This is a genomic window from Rhizobium sp. BK181 (genome assembly GCF_014193305.1).
Classification (GTDB): domain Bacteria; phylum Pseudomonadota; class Alphaproteobacteria; order Rhizobiales; family Rhizobiaceae; genus Rhizobium.
Map to the genome: position 1 here is coordinate 1 of NZ_JACHZA010000024.1, position 17,705 is coordinate 17,705.

General features: G+C 61.0%; 15 protein-coding genes. 3 read left to right on the plus strand and 12 right to left on the minus strand.

Annotation, left to right across the window (positions count from 1 at the left end; translation table 11 throughout):
- Positions 1 to 118: 118 nt before the first annotated feature.
- The 6 genes from FHT77_RS28235 to FHT77_RS28260 form a co-directional block, all read right to left on the minus strand.
- Positions 119 to 1,300 carry an acyl-CoA dehydrogenase family protein gene (locus FHT77_RS28235; protein WP_183758579.1) on the minus strand — a complete coding sequence of 394 codons (1,182 nt, stop codon included), beginning with the start codon at positions 1,298 to 1,300 and terminating at the stop codon, positions 119 to 121.
- 3 nt (positions 1,301 to 1,303) lie between these two features.
- Complete coding sequence (locus tag FHT77_RS28240) at positions 1,304 to 2,155, minus strand: enoyl-CoA hydratase family protein (protein WP_183758581.1); 852 nt, start codon at positions 2,153 to 2,155, stop codon at positions 1,304 to 1,306.
- Complete coding sequence (locus tag FHT77_RS28245) at positions 2,152 to 2,946, minus strand: SDR family NAD(P)-dependent oxidoreductase (RefSeq protein ID WP_210281060.1); 795 nt, start codon at positions 2,944 to 2,946, stop codon at positions 2,152 to 2,154. The genes FHT77_RS28240 and FHT77_RS28245 overlap by 4 nt, the downstream gene beginning before the upstream one ends.
- A 7-nt stretch (positions 2,947 to 2,953) precedes the next feature.
- Positions 2,954 to 5,272: a bifunctional salicylyl-CoA 5-hydroxylase/oxidoreductase gene (locus FHT77_RS28250; protein ID WP_183758585.1), complete on the minus strand. Its 2,319-nt coding sequence runs from the start codon at positions 5,270 to 5,272 to the stop codon at positions 2,954 to 2,956.
- Between the two features lie 126 nt (positions 5,273 to 5,398).
- Complete coding sequence (locus FHT77_RS28255) at positions 5,399 to 5,914, minus strand: flavin reductase family protein (RefSeq protein WP_183758587.1); 516 nt, start codon at positions 5,912 to 5,914, stop codon at positions 5,399 to 5,401.
- Positions 5,915 to 6,072: 158 nt separating this feature from the next.
- Positions 6,073 to 7,197, minus strand: a complete 1,125-nt coding sequence (locus FHT77_RS28260) for an LLM class flavin-dependent oxidoreductase (RefSeq protein WP_183758589.1) — start codon at positions 7,195 to 7,197, stop codon at positions 6,073 to 6,075.
- 105 nt (positions 7,198 to 7,302) lie between these two features.
- Here FHT77_RS28260 and FHT77_RS28265 point away from each other — a divergent pair, with 105 nt between their 5' ends.
- Entirely contained in the window at positions 7,303 to 7,881 is a 579-nt protein-coding gene (locus FHT77_RS28265) for a winged helix DNA-binding protein (protein WP_246720211.1), read from the plus strand.
- A 15-nt stretch (positions 7,882 to 7,896) separates the two neighbouring features.
- On the opposite strand, the gene FHT77_RS28270 is transcribed toward FHT77_RS28265, so the two are convergent.
- From FHT77_RS28270 to FHT77_RS28290, 5 genes are all read right to left on the minus strand, one after another.
- Positions 7,897 to 8,727: an ABC transporter ATP-binding protein gene (locus FHT77_RS28270; RefSeq protein ID WP_183758592.1), complete on the minus strand. Its 831-nt coding sequence runs from the start codon at positions 8,725 to 8,727 to the stop codon at positions 7,897 to 7,899.
- Entirely contained in the window at positions 8,720 to 9,598 is an 879-nt protein-coding gene (locus tag FHT77_RS28275; RefSeq protein ID WP_183758594.1) for an ABC transporter ATP-binding protein, read from the minus strand. The genes FHT77_RS28270 and FHT77_RS28275 overlap by 8 nt, the downstream gene beginning before the upstream one ends.
- Positions 9,595 to 10,419: an ABC transporter permease gene (locus FHT77_RS28280; RefSeq protein ID WP_246712816.1), complete on the minus strand. Its 825-nt coding sequence runs from the start codon at positions 10,417 to 10,419 to the stop codon at positions 9,595 to 9,597. The genes FHT77_RS28275 and FHT77_RS28280 overlap by 4 nt, the downstream gene beginning before the upstream one ends.
- 52 nt (positions 10,420 to 10,471) lie before the next feature.
- Positions 10,472 to 11,479, minus strand: a complete 1,008-nt coding sequence (locus FHT77_RS28285; RefSeq protein WP_183758597.1) for an ABC transporter permease — start codon at positions 11,477 to 11,479, stop codon at positions 10,472 to 10,474.
- Positions 11,480 to 11,615: 136 nt separating this feature from the next.
- Entirely contained in the window at positions 11,616 to 13,151 is a 1,536-nt protein-coding gene (locus FHT77_RS28290) for an ABC transporter substrate-binding protein (RefSeq protein WP_183758599.1), read from the minus strand.
- 319 nt (positions 13,152 to 13,470) lie between these two features.
- Between FHT77_RS28290 and FHT77_RS28295 the strand changes: the two genes are divergently transcribed.
- Together FHT77_RS28295 and FHT77_RS28300 are read left to right on the plus strand one after the other, a co-directional pair.
- Positions 13,471 to 15,636: an indolepyruvate ferredoxin oxidoreductase subunit alpha gene (locus tag FHT77_RS28295; protein WP_183758601.1), complete on the plus strand. Its 2,166-nt coding sequence runs from the start codon at positions 13,471 to 13,473 to the stop codon at positions 15,634 to 15,636.
- Positions 15,633 to 17,180, plus strand: coding sequence for an indolepyruvate oxidoreductase subunit beta family protein (locus FHT77_RS28300; protein ID WP_183758603.1), 1,548 nt, complete (start codon positions 15,633 to 15,635; stop codon positions 17,178 to 17,180). The genes FHT77_RS28295 and FHT77_RS28300 overlap by 4 nt, the downstream gene beginning before the upstream one ends.
- 12 nt (positions 17,181 to 17,192) lie before the next feature.
- Here the strand turns inward: FHT77_RS28300 and FHT77_RS28305 are convergent, their stop codons facing one another.
- A complete protein-coding gene (locus FHT77_RS28305; protein WP_016558305.1) occupies positions 17,193 to 17,699 on the minus strand; it encodes a MarR family winged helix-turn-helix transcriptional regulator in 507 nt (168 codons plus the stop codon).
- Positions 17,700 to 17,705 lie beyond the last annotated feature (6 nt).

The following is a 17,705-nucleotide window of genomic DNA, read 5'->3' on the forward strand; positions in this document are numbered from 1 at the left end:
TGCGCATAGGCGTGTGCAGTCTCCTGCACCATGCGCTCCTCGTCCGTCAGCTGCTCCACCAGCCGGAACGGATCGGCCCAGTCGAAGATCTCGCGTGTTTGTAGCATTATGTCTCTCATCATTTGGTCTTCAGGAGTTCGCGCGCGATTATGAGCTTCTGCACCTCGGTTGCGCCTTCGTAGATGCGTAGCGCGCGGATCTCCCGATAGAGTTTTTCGACAATCTCGCCGGTCCGGACACCGCGACCGCCGAACAGCTGAACTGCGCGATCGATGACTGTCTGGGCCGTTTCCGTCGCCGTCATCTTCGCCATTGCGGCTTCCTGCGTCGTCGACAGCTTCTGCACATCGCGTCGCCACGCAGCCCTGTAGGTCAGCAACGTCGCGGCGTCGATCCCTGTTGCCATGTCGCCGAGGGCTGCTTGGGTAAGCTGGAGATCGGCCAGCTTTGCACCGAACATCTGCCGCTCTCTCGCATGCGAAAGCGCTTCGTCAAGGGCGCGCCGGGCAAAGCCCACGGCGGCGGCGGCGACCGAAGCCCGGAAGATATCGAGAGTGCGCATGGCGATCTTGAAACCTTCGCCCGGATCGCCGAGCCGCCGCGATGCGGGGATACGGCAGCTCTCGAAGCGGGTTGTTGCGAGCGGGTGCGGGGCAATGACATCGATGCGCTCGGCGATCGAGAAGCCGGGGTCATCGGCAAAGACGACGAAGGCTGAAATGCCGCGCGTACCCGGCGCCTCGCCGGTTCGGGCAAAGACCGTATAGACATCGGCGATGCCGCCGTTGGAGATCCAGGTCTTTTCGCCATCGAGAATGTAGTGGTCGCCGTCGGGGCGAGCCGCACAGGCCATGGCCGCAACGTCGGATCCCGCATCCTTTTCAGACAGCGCAAAGGCGGCCAGCCATTCGCCGCTGCGCACTTTCGGCATGACGGCGGCGCGAAGGGCGGCCGAACCGCTGAGGCCGATCGCTCCGGTCCCGAGCCCCTGCATCGCGAAGGCGAAGTCCGCCAATCCGTCATGCCAGGCAAGGGTTTCGCGCGCCAGGCAGACCAGGCGTGAATCAATCAGCGGGTCGGTTTCGGAAGCGCCCGTTGCCACCTTCAAAATTCCCGCGTCGCCCAACGCCCGGACGAGCCTGCGACATGCGGCATCGACATCGGTGTGGTCGATCATCGTCATCGCATCGGACTTGGCGAATGCGTCCAGCCGGGTTGCGAATTCGCGATGGCTGCTGTCGAAGAACGGCCAGTCGAGATGATCCCAGGATGGACCAGTCAATGTCGCGGGAATGGTCATAGTCTAGTTTCCCTCGAAGGTTGGCTTGCGCTTGGCGGCAAAGGCTTCAAAGGCGCGGCGAAAATCCTGTGTCGCCATGCAGATGGCCTGTGCCTGCGCTTCGGATTCGACCATCTCGTCGATGCCCATCGCCCATTCCTGGTTCAACATGGTTTTGGTCATGCCATGTGCGAACCACGGTCCGTCGGCCAGCGAGGCTGCTAGCTTGTGTGCCTCGGCGGAGAGATCGCTGCTTGGATGAAGGGCATTGTAGAAGCCCCAGGCATTGCCTTCGGCGGCGGACATGGAACGCCCGGTGTAAAGCAATTCGGCGGCGCGGCCCTGGCCGATGATGCGGGGGAGGATCCCGCATGCGCCCATGTCTGCCCCCGCAAGCCCGACGCGGGTAAAGAGGAAGGCAGTCTTTGCTTCAGGAGTCGCCAGCCTGAGATCGGACGCCATGGCGAGAATTGCGCCAGCGCCTGCACAGATGCCGTCGACAGCGGCGACGATCGGCTGTGGGCATTTGCGCATCGCCTTGACAAGATCACCCGTCATGCGCGTAAACGCAAGGAGCTCGGGCATTGCCATGCGCGTCAACGGCTCGATGATCTCGAACACGTCACCGCCAGACGAGAAATTGCCGCCAGCTCCCGATAGCACGATCGCCCGCACGTCCGATGCATAGGCGAGATCGCGAAACAGGTCGCGCAACTCGGCATAGCTGTCGAAGGTCAACGGGTTCTTCCGATCCGGCCGGTTGAGCGTGATCGTCGCAACGCGTCCGTCCTCGCTGACGTCCCAGAGGAAATGCCGGGGTTGAAGGTCCCTGAAGGAGCGCAGGTGTCCCTGCATGGTCATGTCGTTGTCGCTCATCCCGCCAAAACCTCCCCACCAGCCACTGCGATGGCCTGTCCGTTGATCGATGCGCTGCCGGGGGCCGCAAGCCACAGCACTGCGTCCGCGACCTCTTCGGGCTTTACGAGCCGGCCTTGCGGATTGGATTTCGTGAATTCGGCGAGCGCCTGTTCGGCGCTGCGCCCGGTTTTTTCGATGATCATTTCGATCGATCGCGCGATGATCGGTGTGTCGGTAAAGCCCGGGCAGACTGCATTGACGGTTATCCCCGTCTTTGCGAGTTCCAGCGCCAGTGACCGGGTCAGGCCAACGACGCCATGCTTGGCCGCGACATAAGCGGAGACGTATCCATACCCGGTCAGCCCCGCGGTCGAGGCGATATTGATGATGCGTGCCCCGTCTCCCCGTGCCTTGAGGTCCGGCAGCACCGCCTGGGTCACGAGGAAGACGCCGGTCAGATCGACGGCGAGCACCTCATTCCACATGTCGAGGCTGGTCTTTTCGAAGGCGGCGCTCGGGGCCTGGCCGGCATTGTTGACGAGAATGTCTACCGGGCCGAATGCCTTGCGGGCGCTCCCCAGTCCCCTGGCGATTGCTGCCGCATTTGTCACATCGAACCCATCGACGACATGAACACCTTCGGTTCCGATTTCATCGGCGAGAGCCTGCAGCGGCTCGCGCCTTCTGCCGGCGAGCGTCACATGCGCCCCGTCCGAAACAAGGGCACGGGCGATCGCCGCTCCGATACCGGACCCGGCGCCGGTGACGAGGGCGTGGCGGCCTGAGAGTTTGCCTGACGTGGTCATCATGACGCGCCTATTTGGCCGGCGCCGCCGTGGCGGCGCGGGCGAGGTTGGCCTCGTACTGATATTTGCCGGCCTGATATTGCTTCGGCCACGCTATCGAGGTCAGACCGATCTTGGCTGCTTCATGCAATGACCAGGCAGGGTCGGCAAGGTGCGGACGGGCAACGGCGCATAGATCGGCGCGACCGGCCGCAATGATGGAGTTGGCGTGATCGGCCTCCGAGATCGCGCCGACGGCGATTGTCGGAATGCCGACCTCGTTGCGGATCTTGTCGGAGAACGGGGTCTGGAAGAGGCGGCCGTAGACCGGCTGCTCGTTTTTTGACACCTGACCCGAGGAGCAATCGATGAGGTCAGCGCCGGCATCCTTGAACATCTGCGCGAAGATTGCCGCATCCTCGGGCGTGTTCCCGCCGTCCATCCAGTCATGACAGGACAGTCGCACGGACATCGGCTTGTCCTCGGGCCAGGCGGCGCGCATTGCCCGGAAGATCTCGAGCGGGTAGCGGGCGCGATTTTCGTGGCTGCCGCCATACTCGTCATCGCGCAGGTTGGTGACCGGCGAGAGGAAGCTGGATAACAGGTAGCCGTGGGCGCAGTGCAGTTCGAGCCAGTCGACGCCGGTCGTAACCGCAAGTTCCGTCGCACGGACATGGTCTGCCTTGACGCGGTCCATGTCGGCGCGATCCATCGCCTTCGGGACCTGGCTGTTCTTGAGATAGGGCACGGCGGAGGCCGAGATCAGCGGCCAGCCGCCTTCGCTGACGGGTTGGTCGATGCCGTCCCAGGCGAGCCTGGTCGAACCCTTGCGGCCGGCGTGGCCGATCTGGATTCCCATCTTGGCGGCGCTGTTGGTGTGAACGAAATCGACCAGCCGGCGCCATTGCGCGGCTTGCTCCTCGTTCCAGAGCCCGAGGCAACCAGGCGTGATGCGGGCGTCGGGCGAGACACAGGTCATTTCCGCAAACACCAGTCCGGCACCACCGAGCGCCCGCGAGCCGAGGTGGACGATATGAAAATCGTTCAGCAATCCATCCTGTGCCGAATACATGGCCATCGGCGAAACCACGATGCGATTGATGAGCGTGGTTCCGCGCAGTTGATAGGGCGTGAACATCGGTGGCAGGCACCTGTCGTTTCCGACAGCGACGCCCGATTTCTTCGCAAACCAGCGCTCGTAGCCTTCGAGCCAGGTCTTGTCGCGCAGGCGCAGGTTCTCATGGCTGATGCGTTGAGAGCGGGTCAGCATGGAATACATGAACTGCTGCGGCTCAAGCCTATCGGCGTAGCGGCGACCCACGACCTCGAACCATTCCATGGCGTTGCGCGCCGCATTCTGGATGCGCGCGACGTCGACACGGCGAATCTCCTCGTAGGTTTCGAGGACGGCCGGGATCGCTTCCCTGCCGTGTCCGTGCATCTGGAACTGCCTTGTCAGCTCGATCGCATCGTCGATTGCGAGCTTCGTGCCGGAGCCGATGGCGAAATGTGCGGTATGAGCCGCGTCGCCCATCAGCACGACATGCGAGTTGCCATTGAAATGACTCCACTTGCCGCAGATCAGGCGATTGAAGTTCAGCCAGGCAGAACCACGCAGATGGCGTGAGTTGGTCATCAGCGGTGCGCCGTCGAGCACCTCGCGGAACAGGTTTTCGCAAAACGCGATCGAGCCGTCCTGATCCATCTTGTCGAGACCGTGGGCCAGGTAGGCCTCCTCGGTCGTCTCGATGATGAAGGTCGAGGTCTGGTCATCGAACTTGTAGATGTGCGCCTGGAACCAGCCGTGGTCCGTCTTGCGGAAGTCGAAAGTGAAGGCGTCATAGAGTTTGTTGGTGCCAAGCCAGATGTACCGGTTCGGCCGGGTGATCATGTCGGGTTGGAACACCTCGGGATAGTGGTTGCGGATCTTTGAATTCAACCCGTCCGATCCGATCACCAGGTCGGCGTCGGGGAAGTCGAGATCGGAGGTCACGTCGGTTTCGAAGATCAGCTCGACGCCGAGTTCCTCGCAGCGCTTCTGGAGGACGTTGAGCAGCTTCTTGCGACCGATACCGACGAAGCCGTGGCCGGACGTGCGCTGGCGGGTGCCCTTGAACCAGACCTCGATGTCGTCCCAGTGATTGAACGCATCCTGGATCTCAGCGGCACTTTCCGGGTCCCATTCCTGCATCGCGGCCATGGTGGCATCCGAGAACACGACCCCCCAGCCGAAGGTATCGTAGGGCCGGTTGCGCTCGACGACACGAATGGAGTGCTCAGGGTGAAGCTTCTTCATCAAAAGGCCGAAATAGAGCCCCGCTGGACCTCCTCCGATACAGACGATGCGCATCTTCATTCCTTCCCGGTCACGCCGCGCATGTGCCGGCGATCAAGTTATTTGAAGTTTAAAATATATAGAGGCAGAGCGAGGCGTCAAGGGTTAATCAATGGAATCCCGCAGGCGGTGGGCTCGTCCCTATCGCTCGAGCCTGCGATATCCACCATGCCAGTAGATCAACGCATCCTGGCCTTCAGTGACGCGAATGGCATTCACCTGGCCGATAATGATGGAGTGCGTCGCCCGGTCGATCATTTCCTCCAACGTGCAATCAAGGCTAACGGTGGCATCGACCAGCAACGGGGCACCGGTCGAAAGCGTGATCCACTCGGCGTTGGCGTAACGCTCAGAGCCTTTGCAGCCGTGGCGGCCGGAGAAGCGTTCGGCAATGTCCTGCTGGTGGCCCGCCAGCGAATTGACGCCGAAATGGCCGAACCGGCGAAAAAGCGGCCAGCTGGAAGACGACCGGTTGACGCAGGCCATGACCAGTGGCGGGTCGGCGGCCAGCGAAACGGCAGATGTGACGACGAGGCCGGAGCGCTCGCTACCCGTTCCAACAGTGATAACGGCGACATTGCCGGGAAGATGGCGCATGGCGGCCCGGAACATGTCCGTTGACGGTTGAAGCCCGCCCTGGCTTTCCTGAAGCAGCATGACAATCCTCCCAGAATGCGTGGTGTGTGCGCCCGCTCAACCGGAATTGGTTTTCCGCAATAGAGCATGCGCCGGTTCAGATGCTGGAGCGTTCCGTTCGCGGCGGTTGGAGACGTTGCGGCGACAGTGCCGAAAACGATTTGAGCGCCCCGCCAGGGTTAGACAGCAATATCGAATGCCTTGGCTGGACGGCGAATGCCCTCTGAGGCCAGGATCGGCAGGACCGTGTCGCGGAAGTACGGGAACTCCACCAGATAGTCCACGAACGAGAGCGTCGTGCCCCGGAAGCCGGCCTTATGCAGCGAAAGGATGCCGTCTGCGATCTGCTCTGGTGTTCCGACGAGCGGGAAGCCGCCATGGCCTGCGGCCATCCGGTCCCGGATCAGTGCCAAAAGGTCATGCGGGAAGGACTGGGCATGCGCAAACTGCAGGCGCACCAGATTGTCGACGGCGTCCCAGTCAGCATTGTCCTGCCCGAAATGACGAAGATAGTCTCGAGCCTCCTTCTCCGTCGGGCGGCAGACGACGTGTGAAAAAGTCAGGACGCCGACAGGGCGGCCAACGTCTGCAGCCTGCGCCTTCAGTGCGGTGATCTCGTCGACCGAGCGGGCGAGATCGATTGCCGGCGTGAACAGGAAATCGGCGTTGCGGACCGCGAAGTTGCGGCCTTCACCGGAGCCTGCCGCGTTCAGGATCGGGACATGGCCGGATGGCCGTGGGTCTCCCAGAATGTTGGTGAGCTTGAAGTGCTGGCCGTTCCAGTCGAAAGCCTCCTTGCGGCTCCACAGTGCCTTGACGACATCAAACCACTCTTGCGCATATTCGTAACGCTCGGCGTGACCGGCTGGAAGGTCGAGACCGAGCGCCTGATATTCCGGCTGGTTCCAGCCCGCGACGATATTCAGCCCGATCCGGCCGCCGCTGATCTGGTCGATGGTGGCGATCTGCTTGGCAACGACCGCCGGCAGGTTGGCTGCCGTATGGATCGTCGCAAAGACGTTGATATCGCGTGTCCGCGCCAGAAGTGCGGCCGCCCAGGTCATCGTTTCGAGCACGTTGCCGTGGAAGTTTGTATCGCCGCCATACCCGATCCAGCGTGCGATCGGGAGCATGAAGTCGATGCCGGCCGCGTCGAGGAGGTGGGCAAGTTGCAGGTTGTTGTCCCAGGAGTTCACCCAGCGTTCGGGAACCTTTGTTACCGACATGCCGCCGGAACAGTTGGTCGCGAAGGTCCCGAGCAGGAACTGCTGGTCGTCGAACATGGAGTTGCGCTCATTGATCATGGGTTCACCTCGTATTATTTGTTATAATTTATGATACAAACTCTATGATTAAATTTATCGCTGTCAATCGACAAATGCTGATGGACGCGGTTTTGGGTGGAGGCTATGTCTTGGCTTTGGGAGATCGAAGAGATGCAGCGCAAGGAACCGCATGAAAAGCAGCCTGATGCGGTGGACCGCAGCTGGCATCTGGCGCGCACAGCCGTCGAGGTGGATGTCGCCGAGATCGAGTACGCGCTGATGCGCGCCTACGAGGCGTTCGGCCGCTGGCAAACGGAGTGCCTCGCGTCGGTTGTCGATATTGCCGCAAGCGGTCCCGAGAATGCCATGCTGCACATCATCCGGATGAATGACCGCCCGAAAACGATCAAGGATCTCGCGCGTCTTGCCAACCGCGAGGACATTCCGAACATCCAGTACAGCCTGCGAAAGCTGATAGGGGCGGGGCTGGTCGTGCGCCAGGGCAGTGGCCGGTCGGGCGTCACCTATCAGGTGACCGAAAGCGGTCGTGGGGTCACTGACCAGTATGCGGACATCCGTGCGTCACTGTTGATTGCGGCCATCAAATCGGTTCCGAATTTTCCGCACAAACTGGAAGAGGCAACGCGGACACTGGAGCTTTTGACGGGTATTTACGAACAGGTTGCGCGCGTCGCTGCCACGCATCGTCGCTCGCATCCCTGACGCTCACTGGAAGAACTAAGCCTCGGCAACGCGGTCGAGCCAACCGGGCTCAATACGGGGCAGGGGAATGGCGTCAAGCAAGGCGCGCGTGTAGGCGTTTTCGGGAGCAGTAAAGACACGATCGCACGAACCGTGCTCTACCACGGTGCCGTGCCGCATCACGTAGACCCTGTCGCAGACTGCACGGATGACGGACAGATCGTGGCTGATGAAGGCCATGGACAGACCGAGGTCTCGCGAGAGTTCCTTCATCAGGTTGAGGACCTGGGCCTGGGTGGAGACGTCGAGCCCGGAAACGACTTCGTCGGCCAGAACGAAGTCGGGTTCGAGCAGTGCTGCTCGCGCAATGCCGACACGCTGGCGCTGGCCGCCCGACAGCTCATGCGGATTGCGATCAAGGCAGGCGGTCGGCAACATGAAGCGCTCGAAGATCGCGGCGATCCGGCGCTCTGCGCTCCTGGCGTCGTCTGCGAGACGGTGCAGGAGCAGGGGCTCCACGAGAATGCGCCGGATCGTGTGGCGAGGGTTCAGCGAAGCCATTGGATCCTGAAAGATCATCTGCATGCGTCTTCGCAGTGGCCGTAGTGCCGCGTCGGGAATGTCTGTGATGTCTTTCCCGTCGAAATGGATCGTACCGGCCGAAACATTGACGAGCCGAAGCAGTGCGCGGCCAAGCGTCGTCTTGCCCGAACCGGATTCACCGACGATGCCGACTGTTTCTCCACGCCTAATGTCAATGTCGACGCCAAACAGCACCTTGTGGCCGCCGCCCGGCTTTCCGAGCAGTCCGCGGGTCGCGCCGTATGTGACTTCGATGCCGGATGCGGTCAAAAGCTTGTCAGACATTTGGCCTCGCATCCGTTCCAATTTCCCGCCGCAACTGATCGAACACGGCCTGCGGGACAGGCGTCAGCCCGGCGTCCGGACGGTCATAGCGCGGGCTCGCCGCAAGCAGGGCCGCTGTGTAAGCGTGAGCCGGTCGCTCGAGAACGTCAGCACACGATCCGGCTTCGACGACCTTGCCCGAATAAAGCAGTGTCACACGATCGCAAATCTGTGCGACAACGCCGAGGTCGTGCGTTACGAAGATCACAGCCGTTCCATGCTTGTCCTGCATGGCCCGGATCAGACGCAGTATCTGCTTTTGCACGGTCACGTCGAGTGCCGTCGTGGGCTCGTCGGCAACCACGAGCTTGGGCTCCAGTGAGAAGGCGGCGGCGATCAGCACGCGCTGGCGCATGCCACCGGAAAGCTCATGCGGATAGGCCTGCAGCACACGCAAGGGATCGCGGATGTGCACCTCCTCCAAAAGCGAGATGGCCCTTGCATGCGCTTGCCGCACGGACATCCCACGTTTCATTCTAAGGCCATCTGTCAGCTGCGCTTCGATGCGCCGGCTCGGGTTGAGTGCCGTTTGCGGATCCTGCGGAATGAGCGCGATTTCGTTTCCGATGATCTGCCGCAATGTCCTCGGAGGAAGGGTCAACAGATCGCGATCCTCAAACAGAACCGAACCGCCAGTGACACGAATGGTGCGTGGCAGGATGCCGAGCAAGGCTTTTGCGATCGTGGATTTTCCCGCGCCGCTTTCACCGACGAGGCCGAGCACTTCGCCACGCATCATCTTGAGCGACACATCCCTGAGGATGGAAGCGCCGCCATCACGATCGGAAACAGCCGTCAGGCCGGTTATGGAAAGGAGAGGAAGATTGCTCATCGGCCCATCACCGGATCAAGGGCACGGCGAAGGCCATCGCCCAGCTGGTTGAATGCCAGGACTGTAGCAAACAGCGCGATCAGCGGCGCGACCATGACCCACCAGCCTTGATAGATCATCTGCCTGCCGGCAGCGATCATGCCGCCCCATGTCGGTGTGTCCGAGGAAACGGAAAGGCCGACAAAGGACAGGATTGCTTCGACGATCACCGCAATGCCCATCTCCAGGCTCACCAGGGCGATGAGGACCGGCGCGACGTTCGGCAGTATTTCCGAAAAAAGAATGCGTGCGCGGGAAAAGCCTATGGTTTGCGCAGCCGTTACATAATCCATCTGCGCCTGGGATTTCGTTTCGGACCGGACGACACGACAAAATCGCGTCCAGTCAATGATGACGATGGCGGCGATCACCGAGTGAACGCCGGCGCCGAGAACAGCAACAAGAAGGATCGACAAGAGGACGGGCGGGAATGCCATCCATATGTCGACAAGGCGCGAAATGACCCGGTCCGCCCAGCCGGCGTACCAACCGGCGATGAGGCCCAGCAACGTGCCAATCAGAGCTGCAAGCGTTGCTGCGACAAAGGCGACGAGCAGCGCAATGCGGGTCCCGAAGATCAGGCGCGAGAGCACGTCGCGGCCGAGATCGTCGGTGCCGAGCCAGTAGCCGGGCTCCGCACCGTCGATCCAGGCAGGAGGCAGGGTGCCAAGCATGAGGTCCTGTTCGAGCGGATCCTTGGGCGCGATCCATGGCGCGCCGACTGCAAGCAGGACGAGGATGAGGATGAATGCGCCGCCAAGGACGACCTTCGGTTGGGCCATGAGTGCGCGCCGTCGCCGTTTGGCCGCCGTTTGTTTGGGATAAGAAGGAATATCAACCATGACGCAGCCTCGGATTGAATGCGGCAACCAAGAGGTCGACAAGCAGGTTGACCAGAATGAACAGCACCCCGAAGACGAGTACGAGACCCTGGATCAAGGGCAGGTCGCGGTTGATGACGGCGTCAATCGCCATGTTGCCGATGCCGGGGTATGAGAAAATCCGCTCGACGATAACTGTGCCGCCGATGAGAAAGGTGAATTGGACACCCGTGAGCGCGATGGTCGGGCCGATCGCGTTGCGTAGCGCCTCCTGCACCACAAGGCGAAGCTCCGACATGCCTTTCAGCCGGGCGAGGAGAATGTAATCCTGCATCATTGCTTCGGACAATGCCGCCTTAAGGACACGGGCGATGATTGCAGCAAGCGGGAGGCCAAGCGCGAGCACCGGCATGACCATATGTGCGACGACATCGGAAAAAACTGCAAAGCGTAGCCGCGCGAGGCTCTCGATCAGATAAAACGATGTCGCAAACGGCATGTCGGTCGTAGGGTCGATGCGACCGGAAAGCGGAAACAGTGGATAGAAGACCCCGAGCATCAAAACGAGTGCCAGGGCCCAGACAAAATCTGGAACGGCCAGAAAAACCCCGTTCAGGGCGTCGACAACCGGTTCGAGCGGGCCGCGCCGCATGAGCGTGCCGACGACCGCGATCGTTACCCCCGATGCAACTGCAAGGACGAGGGCCGCGACGGCAAGTTCGAGCGTTGCCGGCAGGCGCTCGCCAAGCAGGTCGAGAACGCTGCGCTTGAGAGATATCGAGGTGCCGAAGTCGCCGCCGAGCATCGCCTTCAGCCACAAGCCGAACTGGACCGGGAGGCTCGCGTCCAGGCCGTAATGGGCGCGCAGAGCGGCAATGTCGGCAGCACTTGCGCCCGGCGAAATCATCATGGCGATCGGATCGCCGGGCACCACGCGCAACAGGACAAAGACGATCAGGGCGACGCCGAACAAGGTGACGGCTGCCATGACGACGCGGTTGAAGATAGAAAGCGCTATCATCAGCTCATTTTTCTCGCAGGACGCCGGATTTAGCCAACATGCGGCCGGTAGCGCCTGCAAAGGATGCCCTTTGGGAATGCGGACGGGCCAACTGACCCGCCCGAAGCCGGATTTATCATCCGGTGGGGAGCATGCTTTACGCCTTTGCGACGAGGGTCGGCTGCAGGGCGCCCGATACGTTCGGGACAACCTTGAGGCTTTCCTTGTAGACGATCGGCTGGGCGTATTGGAGAAGCGGGATTACATAGCCCTGTTCTGCAATATACTTGCTGACGGCCTTCCACCCGGCGATGCGCTTTGCCTCATCCTTCTCGCCCCAGAGCGGGCCGATCATGTTGTCGAGGTCGTCGGTATTCCAAACCGAATGCGGCGAGGGGCCGAACATCGCAAAGCCCGTCGACGTGGTTGGGTCACCGATCGCGTTGCCCCAGTTGTAAAAGGCAGCCGGCGCCAGCGCGTCGGCAGCACGCAGTTCGTAGTGCTTGGCGATTTCGTAGACCTCGATGTCGGCTTCGATGCCAACCTTGCGCCACATCCCCACGATCGCCTGGATCATCTCGTAATCCTTGGGCTTGAAGCCCCGCGTGGTCTGGATCTTGAACTTGACGGGCTTTTTCGGCGAGTAACCGGATGCGGCGAGCAGCGCCTTTGCCTTCTCGGCATCGAAGCCGACGACGATCGACGGATCGAAGGCATCATATTCGGGCGCCTCCAGCGTGTCGATCGGCACGCCATAGCCGCGCAGCAGGCGGGCAACGATCGCCTTTTTGTCGATTGCGTGGTGGGCGGCCAAACGCACGTTCTTGTCCAGCATCACGTCGATGTTGTTGATGAAGATCATGCCGATATCGGAGATCGGGGTCGCGGTGCCCGAAAGCCCCGACTTCTTTTTCAGGCGATCGAAATCTTCGTAGGGAATTTCGAGCGTGACATCGGAAGAGCCGGCTTCGATTTCAGCGACGCGGCTGGTCGTATCGGGTACGAACTTGAAGACGACGGTATCGAAGGCGGGCTTGCCGCCGAAGTAGTTTGCGTTTGCCTTGAGGCGGAGAAAGGCGTTGCCCTCGTAAGCGTCGACCATATAGGGGCCGGTGCCGATCGGCTTCTTCTCGAAGCCTTCTGCACCGACTTTTTCATAATAGGCTTTGGGCAGGACGTAGCCGGTCAGAAACGCCATCCACTTGAAGTAGGTCGGCTCGAAGCGCAGTACATCGCCGGTGATGCGATGGCCCTCAATCTTATAGTTGCCGGCCGTCGACCAGATGAAGGAAATCGGATTTCCTCCCTTCTGATCGGCCGCGCGGGTCAGCGACCAGACGACGTCCTCCGGCGTAAACGGCGTGCCGTCATGCCATGTGACGCCTTCGCGGACATCCATCCAGACCTTGGTCTTGTCTTCATTCCATCCCCAGTCCGTCAGAAGCCCGGGTTGGAACTTCAGGTCCGGTCCCTGGCCGATAAACTGGTCGAAGATCGAGCGATAGATGGCCTGGATGGCCGGATTGACCGCCGACGGGCCGGTGGTGGGGTCGAAGGATGGCAGATTGACGTTGAAGGCTATCGTCAGCGTGCCGTTTTCGGCAGCCAAAACGATATTTCGACCGGCGAGAATCCCGGTAATGAAGGTTGCTGCGCCCAGGCTCAAGGCCTCGCGCCGAGTAAGCGTCGTCATAGTCACTCCGTTCCCCTTGTGAAGCGGAAGGAGGGTTTTCTTACCTGCCGGCCGCTGGCGATTTATTATCGGAATGCTTCAACCTTAAAATAAGTCACAGAAACCGGCAAGCGCTTTGTTGAAGCTTGAAAAATCCACTTCCGTGATCAATAATATGCTAGAGCATATAATTTTCGGCAGATGGCCATTGGTCATGCCGACGCCGGTGTGTAACGCCTTCAATCAAAGAAGGCATTTGCCGATTGACAGGGTCGCGCGCGCCGAAATATGCTTTTGCAAATGAATAGAAAGGCAGTCCGCATGGACGAAGGGGAATGCCATGGCCGAACGCTCATTTGCGCGTGAAGTCGAGGATCTGAAGCTGGGGGAAGGTGAAATCTTCCGCGGCGAAGGCATCCTTGCAATCACAAAAGCTCTCCTGCAATCCGGTGTGTCCTATGTCGGCGGATATCAGGGTTCGCCCATCTCGCATCTGATGGACGTGCTTGCCGATGCCAAGGACGTGATGGAGGATCTGGGCGTCCATTTCGAGACCTCGGCGTCGGAAGCCGCGGCCGCAGCCATGCTTTCGGCTTCCGTCATGTATCCGCTGCGCGGCGCCGTCACATGGAAGTCGACAGCCGGCACAAACGTCGCCTCGGACGCGCTGTCCAATCTTGCGTCCGGCGGCGTGACGGGTGGCGCGCTGATCATCATCGGCGAGGATTACGGCGAGGGCTCCTCGATCATGCAGGAGCGCAGCCACGCCTATGCGATGAAGTCGCAGATGTGGCTCCTCAATCCGCGTCCCAACCTGCCCTCCATCGTGCAGTCGGTGGAGAAAGGGTTCGAGCTGTCGGAAGCCTCCAACACGCCCGTTATGTTGCAGGTCGGCATCCGCAGCTGCCATGTTCACGGCCAGTTCGAGGCAAAGGACAACAAGCGGCCTGAGTTCACGCTGAAACAGGCCTTGGAAAATCCGGTGCGCGACGTCAATCGCATTGTCCTGCCGCCGGCGTCCTTCCTGCATGAGAAGGAAAAGCTCGGCAAGCGCTGGCCGGCTGCAGTCGAATATATCAAGAAGAACGAACTCAACGAATACTTCGGCCCTTCCGAAGGCGACATCGGCATCATTCTTCTTGGCGGGATGTACAACGGCGTCATGCGCGCGCTGCAGCAGCTCGGGCTTGCCGATGTCTATGGCAACTGCTCCGTGCCGCTCTATGTCCTGAACGTTGCCTATCCCCTGGTCGATGATCAGGTTGCCGACTTCTGTGCTGGCAAGAGGGCGGTCCTTATGGTCGAGGAGGGCGCGCCGGAATATATCGAACAGTCGCTGAACACCGTTCTGCGCCGTCGCGACATCCAGACGAAGGTATCCGGCAAGGACGTCCTGCCGCTTGGCGGCGAGTACACCACGCCTGTGCTGATGAAAGGCATCAGGGATTTCCTCGAGACGCATCAGCGTGTGCTGCTCGGCAATCAGCCACCGCTGCCTGACCCGACGCCGGTCCTCAACGATCCGAAGGTCAAGGCGCTTGCAGAAGTGGTGCCCCCACGTCCGCCTGGCTTCTGCATCGGCTGTCCCGAACGGCCAATCTTTGCGGCCATGAAACTTGTGGAGCAGGAACTCGGCGAGCACCATGTCTCGGCCGATATCGGCTGTCATCTCTTCTCGATCCTGCCGCCCTTCAATATCGGCGGCACGACGATGGGCTACGGCCTTGGCCCAGCCTCGGCCTCCGCTTTCAATGTCGATGCGGAGAAGCGGTCGATCTCGGTCATGGGGGATGGCGGCTTCTGGCACAACGGTCTTGCGACCTCGGTCGGCAATGCCGTGTTCAACAAGCAGGACGGCGTCATCCTTGTTGTCGACAATTACTATTCGGCCGCAACCGGCGGCCAGGACGTGATGTCCTCGCGCGCCATCAATCCGCGCCGCAAGACGAACAACTCCATCGTCAACGCCGTGAAGGGGATCGGCGCCACATGGGTTCGGCAGATCGACCGGACCTATGACGTTGCCAAAATGCGCGATACGCTACGCGAGGCCCTGACGACGAAAGAGCCGGGCCCAAAGATCATCGTCGCCTCGTCGGAATGCATGCTGAACAAGCAGCGCCGCGTGAAGCCGCAATTTGCCAAGGCCGTCAAGGACGGCCAGCGCATGGTCAAGGAGCGCTTCGGGGTTGACGAAGACGTCTGCACCGGCGACCACGCCTGCATTCGCCTTTCCGGCTGTCCGTCCCTGTCGGTCAAGCACACCGACGACCCGCTGAAGGATGACCCGGTCGCAGCAATCGACAACAACTGCGTTGGTTGCGGCAACTGCGGCGAGGTGTCGGAAGCGGCCGTCCTCTGTCCGTCTTTCTATCGCGCTGACATCATCCACAATCCGACCGGTTGGGATCGGTTTACCGCCCGCCTGCGTAGCGCCGTCATCGGCTGGCTGCAGAGGCGTCGCGCCTCCAGCCGCATTGTCTTCGTGGAGCAAGGCCTGCTATGAACGAGCAACGTCCCATGAGCACTCGCCTTTCGACCGACAAGCCAATCTCGCTGGCAATCCTTGCCATGGGCGGCCAGGGCGGCGGCGTTTTGGCCGACTGGGTGGTCGGAGTTGCCGAGAGCCAGGGCTGGATGGCTCAAACAACTTCCGTTCCAGGCGTCGCACAGCGAACCGGGGCGACGATCTATTATCTGGAACTCTTGCCGGCGCGCGATGGCCATGAGCCGATCTTCGCGTTGATGCCGACGCCCGGCGATGTCGACGTCGTGCTTGCCGCCGAGCTAATGGAAGCCGGGCGCTCGGTGCTGCGCGGCCTCGTGACACCAGACAAAACAACCCTGATCGCATCGACGCACCGTGCCTTCGCCGTCGGTGAAAAGGAAAAGCCCGGCGATGGCATCGGCAATCCCGTTGTTGTCGTAGAGGCGACGGATTTTGCAGCAAAGAAAACCATCGCCTTCGACATGGAAGCGCTGGCTGTCAAGAACGGCAGCGTGATCTCGGCCGCAATGTTCGGTGCCCTGGCGGCGGCCGGTGTGCTGCCCTTTCCCAAGGATGCTTTCGAAGCCATGATCAGGGCGGGGGGCAAGGGCATCGAGCCCAGCCTGCGCGCCTTCAACGCCGCTTATCAACGCACCGTGGAAAAACCGCGCGATCCGGTCTCCGACCGGCCGCACAAGCGGCTTGATCCCTTGCCGTCAAGCACTGGCCATGCGACGCTCGATGCTCTGCTCGACAGGATACGCGGCGAGTTTCCCGAGCCGGCACGCGCATTGCTTTTCGCCGGTGTCAAGAAGCTGACCGACTTTCAGGATCCGGCCTATGCCGACGAGTATCTGAACCGTGTCGGCGCGCTTCTGATGAACGACCGGGCGGCGGGCGGTCCGGACAAGGACTACGCCTTCACCTGCCAGGCGGCAAAATATGTGGCCGTGGCGATGGCCTATGACGATGTCATACGCGTGGCCGACCTCAAGGTCCGCGCTTCGCGCTTCGACCGCGTCCGCAAGGAAGTCGGCGCCAGAGACGACCAGATCGTCTACATGACAGAATACATGCATCCGCGCATGGACGAGGTTTGCGGCACCTTGCCGAAACGGATCGGCCTCTGGATCGAAAGTCGGCCGGCCGTCTTCAATCGCCTCGATCGCTTCGTCAACAAGGGTCGGCGCGTCAAGACGGGCACGCTGTTCTGGTTCTTTTGTCTCTATGCGGTGTCAGCCCTGCGCGGCACACGCCGCGGCACGCTGCGCAACATGCGAGAGATTGAACATAGAGAAAACTGGCTCACGCAGGCGCAACGGCTGCTTCCAGACGATTATGACCTTGCCGTCGAGGTCCTCAACAACCGGCGTTTGGTGAAAGGTTACTCTGACACCCATACCCGGGGTCTGTCCAAGTTCGACCGGGTGATGTCGGCACTGCCGCTGTTGAAGGGGCGCGAGGATGCAGCGGCATGGATGCGACGGCTGCGGCAGGCGGCATTGCTCGACGAGAACGGGATCGCACTGGATGGAGCGTTAAAGACGGTTGCGACGCTCTGACGCGTGGCGATCTCAAATCTCATGCTTGCGGATATTGTGCAGCACCTTGTGCAGCGTCGACAGGAAGGCGCGGTACTCGACTTCGTCCACGCCGTCGAACATCTGCAGGAAGAGGTCATACATGCTCGGCCAGAGCTTTTCGAACGCTGCCCGCCCTTCTTCCGTGATCGAAACGTCTCGGACGCGCATGTCCTCAGCCCGAGGCTGGCGCCTGATGTAGCCTTGTTCCTCGAGTGAATCGAGTGTTCGGCTCATGGTCGATTGTTCGGTCACCGCGAAGACGGACAGTTCGTTGATCGTAACCGACGACGCAATGCTCAAGACCGCGAGCGTGCGCATTTTGGCGGTTGTCACGTCCTGTTCCTTGAGCTCTTCTGCCAGATTGGCGTTCCAGCGCGCCATCAGTCGGTTCATCAGGTAGGGGGCGAAATGGTTGAGGCCGATCTCGCCCATCGTCGGACGCGTCTCGTAACCGTCTTCCTTGCGTCGCAGAACCGTACCCGAAAACCGTTCTTCCATGGATGA

Bases quoted from the DNA above. Each gene is read 5' to 3' on its own strand.
- FHT77_RS28275 (WP_183758594.1), bottom strand. From the start codon at position 9,598: ATGAGCAATCTTCCTCTCCTTTCCATAACCGGCCTGACGGCTGTTTCC.
- FHT77_RS28255 (WP_183758587.1), bottom strand. From the start codon at position 5,914: ATGCTGCTTCAGGAAAGCCAGGGCGGGCTTCAACCGTCAACGGACATG.
- FHT77_RS28240 (WP_183758581.1), bottom strand. From the start codon at position 2,155: ATGAGCGACAACGACATGACCATGCAGGGACACCTGCGCTCCTTCAGG.
- FHT77_RS28290 (WP_183758599.1), bottom strand. From the start codon at position 13,151: ATGACGACGCTTACTCGGCGCGAGGCCTTGAGCCTGGGCGCAGCAACC.
- FHT77_RS28245 (WP_210281060.1), bottom strand. From the start codon at position 2,946: ATGATGACCACGTCAGGCAAACTCTCAGGCCGCCACGCCCTCGTCACC.
- FHT77_RS28280 (WP_246712816.1), bottom strand. From the start codon at position 10,419: ATGGCCCAACCGAAGGTCGTCCTTGGCGGCGCATTCATCCTCATCCTC.
- FHT77_RS28260 (WP_183758589.1), bottom strand. From the start codon at position 7,197: ATGATCAATGAGCGCAACTCCATGTTCGACGACCAGCAGTTCCTGCTC.
- FHT77_RS28270 (WP_183758592.1), bottom strand. From the start codon at position 8,727: ATGTCTGACAAGCTTTTGACCGCATCCGGCATCGAAGTCACATACGGC.
- FHT77_RS28305 (WP_016558305.1), bottom strand. From the start codon at position 17,699: ATGGAAGAACGGTTTTCGGGTACGGTTCTGCGACGCAAGGAAGACGGT.
- FHT77_RS28265 (WP_246720211.1), top strand. From the start codon at position 7,303: ATGTCTTGGCTTTGGGAGATCGAAGAGATGCAGCGCAAGGAACCGCAT.
- FHT77_RS28235 (WP_183758579.1), bottom strand. From the start codon at position 1,300: ATGACCATTCCCGCGACATTGACTGGTCCATCCTGGGATCATCTCGAC.
- FHT77_RS28250 (WP_183758585.1), bottom strand. From the start codon at position 5,272: ATGCGCATCGTCTGTATCGGAGGAGGTCCAGCGGGGCTCTATTTCGGC.
- FHT77_RS28285 (WP_183758597.1), bottom strand. From the start codon at position 11,479: ATGATAGCGCTTTCTATCTTCAACCGCGTCGTCATGGCAGCCGTCACC.
- FHT77_RS28300 (WP_183758603.1), top strand. From the start codon at position 15,633: ATGAACGAGCAACGTCCCATGAGCACTCGCCTTTCGACCGACAAGCCA.
- FHT77_RS28295 (WP_183758601.1), top strand. From the start codon at position 13,471: ATGGCCGAACGCTCATTTGCGCGTGAAGTCGAGGATCTGAAGCTGGGG.